The organism is Pseudomonas sp. LF020 (assembly GCF_053456425.1).
The window spans coordinates 102,890-118,617 of record NZ_JBRFIX010000002.1 but is presented as its reverse complement, the minus strand read 5'-3'; the positions used below and the strand labels follow the sequence as shown (position 1 = coordinate 118,617).

The window sequence follows — 15,728 nt, the reverse complement described above, 5'->3', positions numbered from 1 at the left end:
CCTCAGTGCCCCACGGCAAACGCAATCGGCGCCGTGCGCGCCAGTCCGCCACGGCACTTGAGCACGCGCAACTGGGCCGGTCTGGCGTCGATGGCAATGCGCAACGCGGCCGGCGAAGGGTTGACCGCCTCGCTCAGCGGGCGCCAGGCAAACGCCAGGGTCTGGCCGGTTTCCGCTGCCACCTGCAAACGTCGCAACGCGCGGTCATCGGCCTTGTGCGGCCAGCACAGCACCGCGCCGCAACTGCCGGAACGCAGGCATTGTTCTGCCGCCCACAAGGCATCGCGTTCGCTGGCCTGGATTACCGACAACTGGCGCAGATCGACCCCGGCGTTCGCCCACGCCTGCGGGTACGGCACGAACGGTGGCGCCACCAGCACGATGCGCTCGCCCGCCGCCGACAACCGCGCCAGGGTCGGCCACACCAGTTGCAGCTCGCCGACCCCGGGGCCGGCCAGGAGGATTTCGCTCAACGCCGCTTCCGGCCAGCCGCCGCTGGGCAACGCCGCATCGAGCGCGGCATGCCCGGTGGGTTGCGGGCTGGCGGCCGGTGGCGCAGGCCGGCCCTTCCAGACCTGGCCGCCATTGAACAGCGTATCAAGTGCAACGACGGCGCCCATCAGCCTTGCCTCACCAGACCGCAGAACACCCCTTCGATGGCCAGGTCCTGATCATCGCGCACGACAATCGGCTGGTACGCCGGGTTGCGCGGCAGCAGGCGCACTGTAGTGCCGACACGTTCGAAGCGTTTGATCGTCACTTCACCGTCGAGCCGCGCTACCACGATCTGGCCGTTGAGCGCCTCCGGATTGCGCTTCACTCCCACCAGATCACCGTCGAGAATGCCGTCCTCGATCATCGAGTCGCCCTGCACCCGCAGCATGTAATCGGGGGTGCGGGAGAACAGCGCCGGGTCGAGCATCAGGCGGTTATGGATGTCGGCATCGGCGCCAATCGGCGCACCGGCGGCGACCCGGCCGAGCACGGGAATATCCAGCAGCTCGGGTCGCGGCGGTTGTCCGAGCAGGCGAATGCCCCGGGCCTGATGCGGGTTGACCTCGATAAACCCGGCTTCGGTGAGCGCCAGCACATGCTTGCGCGCCACGCTGCGCGAGGCAAAACCAAAAGCCTCGCTGATTTCAGCGAGGCTTGGGGGCTGACCGTGTTCGGCGATGCGTTCGCGGATAAAGGTCAGGATGGCGGTACGGCGGGGAGTCAGGTTCGTCATGGAGTACATTTGTACTCCTGTGGGATTTTACTGACAAGCACCGCCAGTCGGCCCAAGTCGACCATCCACAAAAATCAAAAGATCGCAGCCTCGTTTCACTCGTCAGCTCCTACAAAGGAGGCGACTCGGGGACTGTGTAGGAGCTGCCGCAGGCTGCGATCTTTTGATTTTAAAAAGCAAGATCAAAAGATCGCAGCCTTCGGCAGCTCCTACAGGGAACGGGGTGTCAGTTCAGGCCGCGTTCGGCGAGGAAGGCGGCGATGTAATCGATGAACGCCACGACCTTGGCCGTGGCCCGTCGATGGCTCGGGTACACCGCGAGGATGTGCGGGCCGAAGGTGTCGGGGTCGATTTCGTAGTCAGCCATGACCCGCACCAGACGCCCGTCGGCAATGTACGGCGCGGCGCTCCACAGCGGCGTGTGTAGCAAACCGCGTCCGGCCAATGCGCTGGCCAGCAACAGGTCGTAATTGTCGCTGCGCAAGCGCGGCGCCGATGGCTGTGCCAGGCTCAGGCGCTGGCCGTCGCGCTCGGCCCACCAGAACTCGCGGCTGAGCAACGGGTGCTGATACAGCAGCCATTCATGCTGCTCAAGGGTTTGCGGATTCACCGGCAAACCCTTGCGCGCCAGATACTCCGGGCTGCCGCACAAGGCCAGGCGATTGCTGCCGACCACCCGCGCAATCAGCCCCGGCAGGTCGTCATGGCCCTCGCGCAAGGCCAGGTCGTAGCCGCTTTCCAGCAGATTGACGAACGCGTCGCACAAATCCACTTGCAGGCTGATCTGCGGGTACTGCTGCAAGAAGCCGTCGCACACCTGATCGAGAAACGCCCGCCCGTACGCCAGCGGTGCGGTGATTTTCAAGCTACCGCGCAGACCATGCTGCAACTGCTCGATTTCCTCACTGGCCTCCTCCAGTCGCTGCAACACCAGCTGCGCGGTTTCCAGATAAACGCGGCCGATTTCGGTCAGCAGAATCCGCCGCGTACTGCGTTCGAACAACCGCGCGCCAAGTTCCGACTCCAGATGATTGACCGCTTTGGTCAGGGCCGACGGGGTCTTGCCCAATTGCTCGGCCGCGCGGCTGAAACTGCCGAGTTGCGCGGTGACCACGAACATTTTCAATGCACCCAACTTGTCCATGCTTTTTCCATTCAGGCAAAAACGTTTTTCGTGAGGGAGGCGTTCTGTCGGCCAGTGTCAGCCACTAATCTGGCCATCAGACGCAATAACAAGGAAATCTTCAATGAAAAGATTCATCCCGAGCCTGCTGGTTAGCGCTGTAAGTTTTGCCTCGATGGAAGCCATGGCCGCCACCGATCTGGTGCTGGTCAACGGCAAGATTTTCACCGCCGATCGCACGCAACCGAAGGTACAGGCGCTGGCCGTGGAAAACGGCAAGGTGCTGAAAGTCGGCACCGATGCGCAGATCAAGGCGCTGATCGAACCCGGTACGCAGGTCATCGACCTCGGCGGCAAGACGCTGATGCCGGGTTTGATCGACAGCCATTCCCACGCGATTTTCGGCGGCCTGGAAATGGTCTCGGCCAACATGGAAGACGAAGTCGTCGTCCTCGATGAATTGCAAAAGCGTCTGCGCGCCTGGCGTGATGACGGCAAGGCCAGACATGGCGACGTGCTGAGCATTGCCGGCATGAGTTCGGCGTACTGGGCGCAGGCCGAGGCGCTGGGCAAGACCTTCAACCAAGGCGAATGGGCCGACGTGCCGGTGGTGTTCATCGGCAGCGATCACCACACCGCGTGGGCCAACAACGTGATGCTCAAGCGCGCCGGCATCGACGCGGCGTTGCTCAGGAACCTGCCCAACGCGGAAAAAGACACCATCGGCAAACTGCCAAGCGGCGAGCCCAATGGCTTTGTGGTCGACGCCGGGTGGGATCGGGTCGCCGCGAAAATGCCGGTGCCGAGCCCGGCCGATATGCTTAACGCGGCAAAATCCGCCGTGCGTTTCAACAACAGCCTCGGCATCACCGCGTGGATGGACCCCGCCGCCAACGCCGCGCCGGGCGAGGCCGTGTTCGCGCTCAAACCCACCGAGAAAACCGTCGGCGTGCTGCCGGCCTACAAAGCGCTGTCGGCCAGTGGCGACATGAGCGTGCACGTCGCGGCGCTGTTGGTGGCCAACCCGAAAAGCCTGCCCGCCGACCTCGACACCCTGGATAAGGTGCGCCAGCAGTTTCAGGGCATCCCCAACCTGAGCCTGCCCGGAATCAAGATCTTCGCCGACGGCGTGATCGAGTACCCGGCGCAGAGCGCAGCGATGATCGACCCATACAGCAATTCGCACAAACAGGGCGAACTGCTGATCGATCCAGAGCATTTCGGCGAACTGGTCAGCGCCATCGACCAGCGCGGCTGGCTGGTGCACATCCACGCCATTGGCGACCGCGCGGTGCGTGAATCGCTGAACGGTATCGAGCGCGCGCGCAAGGATCGGCACAGCGGCATCACGCACTCGATCACCCACCTGCAGATGGTCAACCCGAAAGAGTTCGCCCGCTTCAAGCCGCTGAACGTGATCGCCTCGATGCAATTGCTGTGGGCCAGTGCCGACGACTACACCACCGACATGATCAAGCCTTACGTCAGCGCCCTCGCCTTCCGCTATCAATACCCGGCGCACTCGCTGCTGAAACAGGGCGCGACGATTGCCGGTGCCAGCGACTGGCCGGTGTCGTCGCCCAATCCGTTCAACGCCATGGCCCAGGCCATCACCCGCGTCGGCCCGCTGGGGGTATTGAATGCCGACGAGCGTCTGGATCGCGAAACCATGTTCTACGCCTACACCGCCAACGCGGCGCGGACCATTGGCCTGGACAAACAGATCGGCTCACTGACGCCGGGTAAACAGGCTGACTTCATCGTGGTCGATCGCGACGTGTTCAGCGTCGACGAAAAAGCCCTGCATGACACCCAGGTGCTGCAGACCTGGTTTGCTGGCCGCCAGGTCTACACCGCCACCCCATAACAACTCGTTCCCCTGTAGGAGCTGCCGAAGGCTGCGATCTTTTGATCTAGATTTTAAAAACAAGATCAAAAGATCGCAGCCTTCGGCAGCTCCTACAGGTTTTGCGTCCAGCCCCTAAAACAATCACAACATCGGGACTTCACATGAAAGCCTTGCCCTTGCTCGCCCTGAGTTCCTTGAGCCTGCTGCCCTTGAGCAGTTACGCGATCCCCCTGAACGACGATTTCGCCTTGCTGGTCGACCTGACCCTCGCCAGCGACTACCGCACCCGCGGCATCTCGCAAACCCAGAATGACCCGGCCGTGCAGGCCGGTCTGACCCTGGCCCACAGCAGCGGTTTGTACGTGGGGGCCTGGAGTTCCAACGTCGATTTCGGCGGTGGTCTGAAAACCCGGCAGGAAGTCGATTACTACGCCGGCTGGCTGTGGCAGGCCACCGAGGATGTCAGCCTCGATCTGGGCTACATCAAGTACGCCTACCCCAGGGAAAGCCAGTTCAACCAGAGCGAGGTCTACGGGATTCTCGGCGTCTATGGGGTGAAGCTGGCGGCGTATTACTCCAGCGATGCGCCGGGAATCGACAGCAAGCAGAGTTCGCTCTACACCTATGTCGGTTATGAAACCGAGCTGCCGTTCGATTCCGGCCTGAAGCTGCGTTACGGCAACATGGACTTCAAGGACCCGCACCTGTACTCGGCGTCCGGGCATGGCGAGGACAGTTACCGTGAATGGGAGGTCAAGCTGACCCACAACGTGGCCGGGGTGATGTTGGGCCTCAGCTACATCGACACCGATCTGTCGCAGAGCCAATGCCTGAGCAACTGGGGATTCAAGGATGTTTGCACCGCAACGGTGGTCGCGAGCGTCAGTAAATCGTTCTGACACCCGCCTTGTGTAGGAGCTGCCGCAGGCTGCGATCTTTTGATCTTGATCGTAAAAAACAAAATCAAAAGATCGCAGCCTGCGGCAGCTCCTACAGGGAATGAGGTGTTTGTTACAGGATGTTTACGAAATTTTTACTATTGTTCTTCTACAGTTACGCGCGTTTCCGCGCGTGTTCTATTCGAGTAGAGGAATGTCTGTAATGGCTTTGGGCAAAGGACTGCGTTTACCGTCCATCACTTCAACCCGTCTGGTGCTGCTGTTTTCCCTGGCACTGGTGGCGCTGTACAACCTGGCGACCTGGAAGGCGCTGGGTAATCTGATCACCCTGCAGGGCGCGCACAAACTGGCGTTTTTCGCCTCGTTCGGGCTGTTCCTGTGGGCGGCGATCACGCTGTTGCTGACCCTCATTTCGTTTCGCTGGACGCTGAAACCGGCGCTGAGCGTAGTCGCCCTGCTCTCGGCCTGCGCGGCGTATTTCATGAACGAATACGGGATCACCATCGATACGGTGATGATTCAGAACGTGTTCGAAACCAACCCGGCCGAGGCTGCGGCGCTGTTCAACGGCAAGCTGTTGGCCTACGTGTTGTTGCTCGGCGTGCTGCCAGCGGTGCTGATCTGGCGCTGGCCGGTGAGTTATCGACCGTTCTTTCGCGGCCTGCTCAACAAGATGCTGGTGATTGCCGCTTGCGTGCTGGTGATCGCTGCCTCGGTGGGCGCGTTCTATTCGACCTACGCGCCGATCTTCCGTGAAGAAGACAAGCTCACCCACTTCATCAACCCGACCAACTACATCTACGCCATCAGCAAGTACACCAAGCAGCGCCTGGGCATAAAAAAGCACTTTGTGGTGCAGGCCATCGGTGAAGACGCGGTGGTGAGCGCCAACGCCGCCAGCCGCGAGAAGAAGTCGCTGATGGTGTTTGTGGTCGGCGAAACCGCCCGCGCCGACCATTTCTCGCTGAACGGCTATGCGCGCGAGACCAACCCCGAGCTGAGCAAACTGGACATCCTCAACTTCACTCAGGTGCATTCCTGCGGCACGTCCACGGCGGTGTCGGTGCCGTGCATGTTCTCGATGTTCCCCCGTGAGGATTACAGCGACAAGAAAGGCAAAACCTACGAAGGCCTGCTGGATATCCTGCAACGGGCCGGCGTGCAGGTGCTGTGGCTGGACAACAACAGCGACTGCAAAGGCACCTGCCTGCGCGTGCCGCACCGCGACATCGCGAAAAACCAGCCGGGGCCATTCTGCGACGGCAACAACTGCCTGGATGAAGCGCTGCTGGCTGATCTGCAAAGCTACATCGACAGCCTCAAGGGCCACGCGATCATTGTCCTGCACGCCGACGGCAGCCACGGCCCGGAATACTACGAGCGCTACCCGAAAAGCATGGAGCGCTTCACCCCGATCTGCCACACCAACCAGTTGGGCAGTTGCAGCCGTGATGAACTGGTCAACGTGTACGACAACACCATCCTCTACACCGACCACTTCCTCGCCAAGGTCATCGAGTTGCTCAAACGCAATCAGGACTCACTGGACACCTCGATGGTGTATGTCTCCGATCACGGCGAATCGCTGGGCGAAAACGGCCTGTACCTGCACGCGGCACCATATGCGTTGGCGCCCGAGGCGCAGATCCATGTGCCGATGGTGATGTGGTTTGGCAACAACACCCTGGCGCAGCTGGGGATCGATCGCGATTGCCTGCAAGGCAAGACCGGGCAGCCGGATCTGAGCCATGACAACCTGTTTCATTCGGTGCTGGGCTTGTTCGAGGTGAAGACCGCGCTGTATCAGCCGGGGCTGGATGTGTTTCGGGGTTGCCGGCCAGCCATGACGGCTGGGCAGTAACCCAAATTCCGAAACCCCTAAAATCCCTGTGGGAGCTGGCTTGCCAGCGATGGCGGTGTGTCAGTCACATAGATGCCTGATGTGCCGGCCTCATCGCTGGCAAGCCAGCTCCCACAGGGAAAGCAGTGTTCTCAAGAACTGAGCTGGGCCAGATAGTCCCACGGGTAAATTCCGCGCTGATGGCCGTCACTGAACACCAGTTGCACGCCATAGCCCTGCGGGTTGATCTCGATCAGCCGGACGCGCTCATCGACCAGCGGAGTCAGGCCCTTCAGGCGAAACGCGCGGCACTGCGAGCACGGGCACTGGCGGCGCAGTTCGGCGTGGTTGAGCTGCGATTCACGGCCGTCCGGCCAGCTCAGGCGCAGTGTCCGTTCGCTTTGCGAATTGCCCACTGACAGCGGGTTCATTGCAGCTGACTCAAGGCAATCCGTACGGCTTTGCGCACTTCCGGATCACCGTCATCCTGCGCCGCCTGTAACGCCGCCACCGCGCCGCGATCATGCAACTCACCGAGGGCCAGCGCGGCTTCCTTGCGCAGGTTGCTGATGCGATGGCCGAGGGTTTCGATCAGGGCGTCCAGCGCCGGCGCAAAACGCAAGCGACCGAGGCTGCGGGTAGCACGCAGGCGCACTTGCCAATAGTCATCGCCGAGGGCTGCGATCAACGCCGGCCCGGCGTCGCTGTGTCCGACCTTGCCCAGCGTCGTGGCCGCTTCTTCGCGCACTTGCCAGGCATCGTCCTGCAGCGCTTGACGCAGGGCTGGCAGCACGTCGGCGCCGGACGCCAGACCGAGGGCGCCGGTGGCGGCGCGGCGCACTTCGGTGTCCGGGTCGGCGCTGGCCAGTCGCGCCAATGCCGGCAGTGCGTCGAGCTGCTTGAGCCAGCCGAGCACACCGACGGCTTCGCGGCGTACGTTGGCGTCGGCATCGCTCAATGCAGTGATAGCCGCTGGTGCGGCCTCGGCAAAACGCAACTCGCGCAGAGCCCTGAACGCGGCGATTCGCACACTGACTTGCGCATGGCCGGTCCACGGCAGAATCACCCGGCCGGCGGCTTCAGTTTTAAGCAGGCTCAGACTTTGCGCAGCGGTCGCCTGCACTGCCGCAGATGGATCGGTCAGCGCCTGGCACAGCGCAGCCACCACTGGTTCGTCTTCCCACGCTTCCAGCAGCCGCGCGGCTTCGGCGCGGACTTCTTCGGCGGGATCCTGCCCCAGGCGATCAACCAGCCACAGCAGGCCATCCGGTTCTTCCAGATCTGCCAGATCAATCAGCGCAATGCGGCGCACACCGGCATCGTCAGCGGTCAGACGCGGTTGCAGGGCGAGGATGTCATCGTTATCGGTCACAGCAAAAAATGAGGTCATAGGGCAAATCGCGGCAAGGGGTTTTCGGGAGGCAGGCCGAGCGGATTGAGGCGCGGCAGCGGTCGGTCGTTGTCGTGGCGCAGCAGGTCGAGGCAATGGCGCTTGAGGCGGGAGAACTCGGCGCTGGTCACCAGCTCAGTGGTACGCGGGCGTGGGAAGTCCAGGCGCAGGTCTTCGATGATTCGCCCGGGGCGCGCACTCATCACCAGCAAGCGGTCGGCGAGGAACAGTGCCTCGTCGATGTCGTGGGTGACGAACACCACGGTGGTGCGAATCCGCGTCCAGATGTCCAGCAGCAGTTCCTGCATGTTCAGGCGGGTCAAGGCATCCAGCGCGCCGAACGGCTCGTCCATCAGCAGCAGCCGTGGACGGTTGACCAGCACCCGGGCGATCTCCACCCGTTGCTGCATGCCGCCGGAAAGCTGATCGGGCCAGCGCTCGGCGAAGCCGTCGAGGCCCACCAGTTTGAGCATTTCATCGGCCTCACGCTGGCGTTCGGTTTTGCCGATTCCGCGCATCTTCAGGCCGAAGGCGACGTTGTCGCGCACCGTGCGCCACGGGAACAGCGTGTGATGCTGGAACACCATGCCGCGTTGCGGCGACGGCCCGCTGACCTCGCCGCCATCGACTTTGAGGCTGCCGGTATGGGCGTTCAAGTGTCCGGCGAGTGCGCCGAGCAAGGTCGATTTACCGCAGCCGGACGGGCCGAGAATGCACACGAACTGGCCCGGTTCGATCTGGCAATCCAGACCGTGCACGGCTTCGAAAGCGTATTGGCCCTCGCCGAGCACGATCGACAACTGGCGAATATCGATCCGCCCTTCCGGGGTTTGCATTGCGCTCATCAGGCTTTTCCTCGTGGCCGGTGCCAAGGTGTGAACAGCCCGCCCAGACGTTTGATCAACAGGCTGCTGCCCATGCCCAGCACACCGATCAGCAGCATGCCAACGACGATGTCGGCGTAGTTCTGAATGGTGTAGGACTCCCAGGTGTAGTAACCGATGCCGAACTGGCCGGAGATCATTTCCGCCGTCACCAGGCAGAACCACGAGGTGCCCATACCGATGGCGAGGCCGGTGATGACGCTCGGCGCGGCGCCGGGCAAAATCACTTCCAGCAGAATCGCCCGGCGCCCTGCCCCGAGGCTTTTTGCCGAAGCGATCAGCCGTGGGTCGACGCCTTCGACGCCGTGCACGGTGTTGAGCAGGATCGGGAACAGCGCGCCGGTGAAGGTGATGAACACCATCGACAGCTCCGACGACGGAAACATCAGGATCGCCAACGGAATCCACGCCACTGCCGGAATCGGCCGCAGCACTTCCAGCGGTGGCAACAGCAGGTCTTCGGCCCATTTCGAACGACCAATGGCCAGGCCCAAGGCGATACCGATGATCAATGCCGCGAGGTAGCCGGCGAACACGCGGCTGAGGCTGGCGCTCAGGTGCTGCAGCAGCTTGCCGGAATCGCCCAGACCCAACGCCGCTTCGATCACCGCCAATGGGGTTGGCACGTTGGCGAAGGTGACCAGGCCGAGGTTCCAGTGGTGGCTGGCGGCGAGCTGCCAGAACAGCAAGCAGAGCAGCAAAGACGCAGCCCTTGGAACCCAGCGTAAATAGGATCGGTACACAATTCTTCCTCTCAATCGAGATCCCCTGTAGGAGCTGCCGAAGGCTGCGATCTTTTGATCTTGTTTTTTTAAAATCAAAGTCAAAAGATCGCAGCCTTCGGCAGCTCCTACAGAGGGGCGTGGCGTTCTCCGGGTTAGCGGCTGGCCACGGCCTGGGTTGTGGCATCGGTAAAGTCGAAGACCTTGCCGCCCTGCGCCGCCGCGAACTGCTGTGCCTGGCCCTTGAGCAGGAACGCACTCAAGCGGCCCTTGGCGTCGCTGGCGAACCACGCTTGATCGGCGAGCAATTTGATCCCGCTGTCACTGGCCTGGGCATACACCGCGCGGATGTTTTTGCCTTCCTGCTTCAGCGCGGCCAGCGCGGTGAAGGCCGATTCGGCCGAGGCGTACTGGCGCACCTTGTCTTCACCGCGCACCCAGATTTCGGCGACATGGCTAACGTCGGTGATGGCTTTGCCGGTCGCCGCATCCACGGCTTTCAACGGCGTCTGCGCGTAGTTGCCGAGCTGCGCGCTGTAGTCCAGGTTCGACGCCTTGAACGCGGCGCGGATGTATTGATCGTCGATGAAGGTGTTGAGGTCGAGGCCGCGATCGGCCTTCTTCAGCAGTTTCAGGGTGTCGATCGCCGTGCCCACGGCCTGACGGTATTCCGGCTTCCAGCTCAGGTCGCGGGTCTGCACGCCGAGCGGGCCGTGGAACAGGTAGTTGACCTCGGCATCGACGCCGGTGACTTTGGCGATCAGCTCGCTGTACTGCTCAGGCTCGGCGGCCAGCAACTGGTTGGCCTCGATGCTCGCCCGCAGGTAGGCGACGACGATTTCCGGGTACTGTTTCGCGTAGGCCTGATCCACCAGCGCACCATGGAACGTCGGCGCGTTGGCCTGGGCGCCGTCGTAGATCTTGCGGGCGAAACCACGGCTCGGGAACAGTTCGGCGAACGGCACGAAATCGGCGTGGGCGTCGATCTTGCCGGCCTGCAGCGCGGAACCGGCGACTTCCGGCGGCTGGGCGATGATGTTCACGTCCTTGAGCGGGTCCCACCCCTGCTCCGCCACCGCGCGCAGCAACATGCCGTGGGCGGTCGAGGCGAATGGTACCGAGATAGTCTTGCCCTTGAGTTCACTCAACGCCTGCACCCCGGACGCGCTCGGCACCACGATGCCATTGCCACTGCCCTTGATGCTGCCCGACAACACGCTGATGAACAGGCTGTGCTTGCCGGCAGTTTCGAACGCCACCCCGTTGAACGCGCCGGGGAAATCGGCCATGGCGCCGAAATCGAGTTTGCCGGCGACCATCTCGTTGGTCAGCGGCGCACCACTGGTGAAGTTCTTCCACTGCACGTCGTACTTGGCGTCTTTGTAAGCGCCGTCGTGTGGCAGGTATTTGTCGAGCAGACCGAGTTCACGAATCAACAGCCCGCCAGCGGCGCAGTTGATGGTGGTGTCCTGGGTGCCGATGGCGATGCGGATGGTTTCGGCCGAGGCCGACAGGGTCAATGAAGCCAGTACCAGACCGGCGAGTGCTGCACGCAACATGGTGTGTTTCCCCTCGAATCGTTTATTGGATGTTCGTCTCCGCCGCGATCAGGGCGCGGTGGGAAACGAGGGGTGCTTGGTGAATCCAGCGTCCGGGGTATGCCGGATGGCTTTTGTGTTGTCCATGCGGGCCTCATCGCTGGCAAGCCAGCTCCCACAAGTTTCTCGGGTGTTCGCGAAATCCATCTCTCACTACAAATCCTTGTGGGAGCTGGCTTGCCAGCGATGGCGTGAGTCCAGTCACCGCAGGAGATAGGGGATGTCGACCTTTACGGCGCCAGTCGGGCAATCCTTTTCGCACGGCATGCAGTACCAGCATTCATCGAACGCCATGTAGGCCTTTTGGGTGGCCGGGTTGATCGCCAGCAGGTCCATCGGGCAGACGTCGACGCACACGGTGCAGCCCTTCTCGGCGATGCATTTGTCCTCGTCCACGGTGACCGGGGCGTTGGAGCGGAAGAAGATTTCCTGGGCTTGATAGGCCATGGTTCGGACTCTCTTTTTGTGGTGTATCAAGCGGCAAATGCGCCGACCCGCAAACGGTCGTAAGCCTGCATTTCTTCGGCATCGAGCGGGATGATGTACGGCTCGACGGGCTTCTTGAAACTGGTCATGCGGCCGTCCTCGCCCTTCTTCAGGTGGCAGTGGCAGAACCATTCGCTGTCGTTGCGCTGCGGGTGATCGACGCGGTAGTGGTACAGGCCCCAGCGGCTTTCGGCGCGAAACAGTGAGGCGCGCGCGGCCATTTCCGCGCAGTCGCGGATCACGCTGGTTTCCATGGCACGCATCAGTTCGTGGGCGTTGTTGGCTTTCATCTGCTCGAGATCGCGTTCGATGTCGCTGAAACGCTGCAAGCCGATCTGCATTTTCTTGGTCACTTTCGGCGGTTGCAGGTAGTCGTTGACGAAGCGCCGCAGCTTGTACTCGACCTGCGCCGGCGGCAGACCGTGTTCACGATCCAGTGGCGCGTAGACCCGCGCTTTCTCTGTTTCGATCTGCGCGGCATCCAGCGCAGAAAACTCGCGCCCGGCGACAAAATCCGCCGCGTTCTGGCCCGCGAACCAGCCGTAAGTGAACGCGCCGAGCATGTAGTTGTGCGGCACAGCGGCCATGTCACCCGCCGAATACAAACCTTTTACCGAGGTCTCGGCCCGCTCGTTGACCCACACCCCGGACGCCGAATGGCCGCTGCAAAAACCGATCTCCGAGATGTGCATCTCGACCATCTGCGTGCGGTAATCAGTGCCGCGATTGGCGTGGAACTGACCACGACTCGGGCGCTCGTTGCTGTGCAGAATTTCCTCGATGTTCTGGATGGTTTCCTCGGCCAGGTGATCGAGTTTGAGGAACACCGGGCCGTTGCCACTTTCCAGTTCCTGGTGGAACTCCCACATCATCTGCCCGCTCCAGTAGTCGCACTCGATGAAGCGTTCGCCCTTGTTGTTGGCGGTGTAGCCGCCCAGCGGGCCGGTAACGTAGGCGCAGGCCGGGCCGTTGTAATCCTTGATCAACGGGTTGATCTGGAAGCATTCGAGGTTCGCGAGTTCGGCCCCGGCGTGATAGGCCATGGCGTAGCCGTCGCCGGCATTGGTCGGGTTTTCGTAGGTGCCCATCAGGTAACCGGAGGACGGGAGACCCAGGCGACCGGCCGCGCCGCAGGCGAGGATCACCGCTTTGGCCTTGATCACATGGAAATCGGCGGTGCGGCAATCGAAACCCATCACGCCGTTGACCGCGCCCTCCTCGTCGGTGAGCAACCGCGTGCAAACGAGGCGATTGGTGATGCTCACCCGTGCGCGTTTCAACTGGCGATAAAGGACTTTCTTGATGTCGTGACCTTCCGGCATCGGCAGCACGTAGGCGCCCATGTGGTGGACTTTTTTCACCGCGTAATCGCCGGTCTCGTCCTTCTCGAACTTCACGCCCCAGCGATCCAGTTGCTCGATGGTCTCGAAGCTGTGGGTGGCATAGGCATACACCGCGGCCTGATTGACGATGCCGTCGTTGGCAATGGTGATTTCCTTGGTGTACTGCTCCGGCGTCGAGTGGCCGGGGATGATCGCGTTGTTCAGGCCGTCCATGCCCATGCTGATCGCGCCGCTGCGTTTGACGTTGGCCTTGTCCACCAGCAGCACGCGTAAGTCGCGGTTCTTCTCTTTGGCCTTGATCGCCGCCATCGGCCCGGCGGTGCCGCCGCCGATCACGACGATGTCGTATTCCTGTTCCAAGGTCTTGCGGGTCATGTCACGCCCCTTTTTGCCGGTCGATCCGCAGGCGGTACTGGAACGCATCGCCACGGTAGTAAAGGTGTTCGAAGTCCAGCGGCTGGCCGTTGGCGTCGTGGGTCAGACGCTCGATGCGCATGATCGGCGAGCCGGCCTCGACATTCAGTGCCTGGGTCAGGTCGCTGTCGGCCAGTACCGCGTCGATGGCCAGGTCAGCGTGGCCGAGGGCGATGCCGCAGTCGTTTTCCAGAATCAGGAAGATGTCGCGAGTCACCAGATCCGCCTTCTCCAGCCGTTCGCCGATGGCTTTGGGCAGGTAGGTGATTTCCAGCGAGATCGGCTCGCGGTTGATCAACCGGACGCGTTTGATCTGCGCCACGGTCTCGCCTTCGGCCACATGCAGGCGCTCGGCGACTCGTTTGTCGGCAGGGATGAATTTGAAACTGCGCAGACGGTTGATCACCTCGTAGCCGCGCCCGGTCATGGACTCGGCGAGGCCTTGCAGGCTGCTGACGTTTTGAAAGGTTTTCGGTTTGGCGACAAAGGTGCCCTTGCCGTGGATCTTGAAGATCAACCCTTCCTTCTGCAGATCGCCCAGCGCCTGGCGCACGGTGATGCGGCTGACTTTGAACAGCGTGCCGAGTTCGCTTTCGGACGGCATCTGGCTGTCTTGCGGGTATTCGCCGTCAAGAATGCGTGCGCGCAGGACGTCGCGCAGCTGGGTGTGCAAGGGGACGCTACTGAGGGACAGGACGTTATCGGTCATCAGGGATCACTTGTTATAACGAGTTATGACGTGATCTTAGAGACGTTATGACAAGCTTGAGAAATATTGTTTGGGTATAACCTTAGAGCTGGAGCAGTTCCTGAGTGCTCCCGTCTCCTGTGGCGAGGGAGCTCGCTCCCGCTCGGCTGCGCAGCAGTCGTAAACCCGGCTGAGGTGATTTACCTGGAATACCTCGTTGCCAGTATTTGGGGCCGCTGCGCGACCCAGCGGGAGCAAGCTCCCTCGCCACAGGGTTGGTTTTAAGACGTAAATCAATGGCGTTTCAGAATCTGATCCATCACCCAATCGGTCTTGACCGCTTGTTCGGCGACGGCCGGATGCTGCGAATCGCCACGAATATGCGCGTTCATGCCCAGCACGTGATGCCACTGAATGTGCTCGTGATGCGCGATTTCCAGGCTGATCTGCTCATCGGCGAACAGCTGCACCGGATGCTCGTCAAACACGGAGAACGCGATCCGACCCTGACTGCCGATAATCTCCACCCGGTCCTCACGCCGATCCGCAACAAAGCTCCAGCAACCCATGCCCAGCGCTCCAGAGGCGAACCGCCAACTGGCGCTGACCGCATCTTCCGCCGCATACAACCCAGCCTGCCGCGCGGTGAAACCGGCGACTTCGACGATGTTGCCGAGCAGGTACTGGAACAGGTCGAAACCATGGCTGGCCAGATCGGCAAAGTAGCCGCCGCCGGCCACGTTCGGGTCGGTGCGCCAGTTGGCGCTGCCGTCCAGATCCGCCGGCGATGGGGCCTTGGTCAGCGTCCAGCTCAGGTGCCGCACCTCGCCGATGCGGCCCTGCTCAAGCCATTGCCGCACTTGAGCAAAGCGCGGCAACGAACGACGATAGTAAGAAACGAACAGGTGCAGACCGGCGCGTGCAAACACCCGCTGCATCTCGCGGCTTTGCCCGGCGTTGAGCGCCATCGGTTTCTCGACGCAGCAATGCTTGCCGGCGGCGGCGACTTTCAGGCTGTAGGCGTGGTGGCTGTCGGGTGGCGTGGCGATGTACACCGCGTCCACCTCGGGGTCGTTGATCAGCGCATCGACATCGGTGTAGACCCGGGCGATGCCGTGGCGCACAGCGTAATCGCTCACCGCTTCAAGGCGCCGGCCCATCACCGCCACCAGCGCCGAACCGGGCGCCTTGTAGAAGGCCGGCCCGCTCTTGCGCTCGGCGACACTGCCGCAACCGATCATGCCCCAACGCACCACGTCCATGT

15 protein-coding genes are annotated in these 15,728 nt (G+C 62.0%); 3 read left to right on the top strand and 12 right to left on the bottom strand.

The features are described 5' to 3' along the window. Window positions 1-2: 2 nt before the first annotated feature. From imuA to ACU680_RS04690, 3 genes are all read right to left on the bottom strand, one after another. Window positions 3-620, bottom strand: a complete 618-nt coding sequence (gene imuA / locus ACU680_RS04700) for a translesion DNA synthesis-associated protein ImuA (RefSeq protein ID WP_085710132.1) — start codon at window positions 618-620, stop codon at window positions 3-5. Further along, window positions 620-1,237 (bottom strand): transcriptional repressor LexA, encoded by a 618-nt coding sequence (lexA, locus tag ACU680_RS04695; protein ID WP_448178781.1) that lies wholly within the window; start codon window positions 1,235-1,237, stop codon window positions 620-622. The genes imuA and lexA overlap by 1 nt, the downstream gene beginning before the upstream one ends. Before the next feature lie 217 nt (window positions 1,238-1,454). Beyond that, complete coding sequence (locus ACU680_RS04690) at window positions 1,455-2,372, bottom strand: LysR family transcriptional regulator (RefSeq protein WP_448178780.1); 918 nt, start codon at window positions 2,370-2,372, stop codon at window positions 1,455-1,457. Window positions 2,373-2,475: 103 nt separating this feature from the next. Between ACU680_RS04690 and ACU680_RS04685 the strand changes: the two genes are divergently transcribed. The 3 genes from ACU680_RS04685 to ACU680_RS04675 all read left to right on the top strand — a co-directional run bounded on the left by ACU680_RS04685 (window position 2,476) and on the right by ACU680_RS04675 (window position 6,960). Beyond that, the gene (locus ACU680_RS04685) at window positions 2,476-4,218 is read left to right on the top strand and encodes an amidohydrolase (RefSeq protein ID WP_448178779.1); all 1,743 of its coding nucleotides are present in this window, start codon (window positions 2,476-2,478) and stop codon (window positions 4,216-4,218) included. Window positions 4,219-4,361: 143 nt separating this feature from the next. After that, window positions 4,362-5,099, top strand: coding sequence for a TorF family putative porin (locus tag ACU680_RS04680; RefSeq protein ID WP_448178778.1), 738 nt, complete (start codon window positions 4,362-4,364; stop codon window positions 5,097-5,099). A gap of 202 nt (window positions 5,100-5,301) precedes the next feature. Then, a complete protein-coding gene (locus ACU680_RS04675; RefSeq protein WP_448178777.1) occupies window positions 5,302-6,960 on the top strand; it encodes a phosphoethanolamine transferase in 1,659 nt (552 codons plus the stop codon). A gap of 131 nt (window positions 6,961-7,091) precedes the next feature. Here the strand turns inward: ACU680_RS04675 and ACU680_RS04670 are convergent, their stop codons facing one another. From ACU680_RS04670 to ACU680_RS04630, 9 genes are all read right to left on the bottom strand, one after another. Continuing rightward, window positions 7,092-7,370, bottom strand: a complete 279-nt coding sequence (locus ACU680_RS04670) for a DUF971 domain-containing protein (RefSeq protein WP_448178776.1) — start codon at window positions 7,368-7,370, stop codon at window positions 7,092-7,094. Continuing rightward, window positions 7,367-8,329, bottom strand: a complete 963-nt coding sequence (locus ACU680_RS04665; RefSeq protein WP_448178775.1) for a HEAT repeat domain-containing protein — start codon at window positions 8,327-8,329, stop codon at window positions 7,367-7,369. The genes ACU680_RS04670 and ACU680_RS04665 overlap by 4 nt, the downstream gene beginning before the upstream one ends. After that, the gene (locus tag ACU680_RS04660) at window positions 8,326-9,174 is read right to left on the bottom strand and encodes an ABC transporter ATP-binding protein (protein ID WP_448178774.1); all 849 of its coding nucleotides are present in this window, start codon (window positions 9,172-9,174) and stop codon (window positions 8,326-8,328) included. The genes ACU680_RS04665 and ACU680_RS04660 overlap by 4 nt, the downstream gene beginning before the upstream one ends. Beyond that, window positions 9,174-9,956: an ABC transporter permease gene (locus tag ACU680_RS04655; protein ID WP_448178773.1), complete on the bottom strand. Its 783-nt coding sequence runs from the start codon at window positions 9,954-9,956 to the stop codon at window positions 9,174-9,176. The genes ACU680_RS04660 and ACU680_RS04655 overlap by 1 nt, the downstream gene beginning before the upstream one ends. A 134-nt stretch (window positions 9,957-10,090) precedes the next feature. Further along, entirely contained in the window at window positions 10,091-11,494 is a 1,404-nt protein-coding gene (locus ACU680_RS04650; protein WP_448178772.1) for an ABC transporter substrate-binding protein, read from the bottom strand. 240 nt (window positions 11,495-11,734) lie between these two features. Further along, a complete protein-coding gene (locus ACU680_RS04645) occupies window positions 11,735-11,980 on the bottom strand; it encodes a 4Fe-4S dicluster domain-containing protein (protein WP_003225615.1) in 246 nt (81 codons plus the stop codon). 26 nt (window positions 11,981-12,006) lie between these two features. Further along, window positions 12,007-13,737 carry a fumarate reductase/succinate dehydrogenase flavoprotein subunit gene (locus ACU680_RS04640; protein WP_448178771.1) on the bottom strand — a complete coding sequence of 577 codons (1,731 nt, stop codon included), beginning with the start codon at window positions 13,735-13,737 and terminating at the stop codon, window positions 12,007-12,009. Window position 13,738: 1 nt separating this feature from the next. After that, window positions 13,739-14,485: a GntR family transcriptional regulator gene (locus tag ACU680_RS04635; RefSeq protein ID WP_448178770.1), complete on the bottom strand. Its 747-nt coding sequence runs from the start codon at window positions 14,483-14,485 to the stop codon at window positions 13,739-13,741. 272 nt (window positions 14,486-14,757) lie between these two features. Then, window positions 14,758-15,726, bottom strand: coding sequence for a Gfo/Idh/MocA family protein (locus ACU680_RS04630; protein WP_448178769.1), 969 nt, complete (start codon window positions 15,724-15,726; stop codon window positions 14,758-14,760). Window positions 15,727-15,728 lie beyond the last annotated feature (2 nt).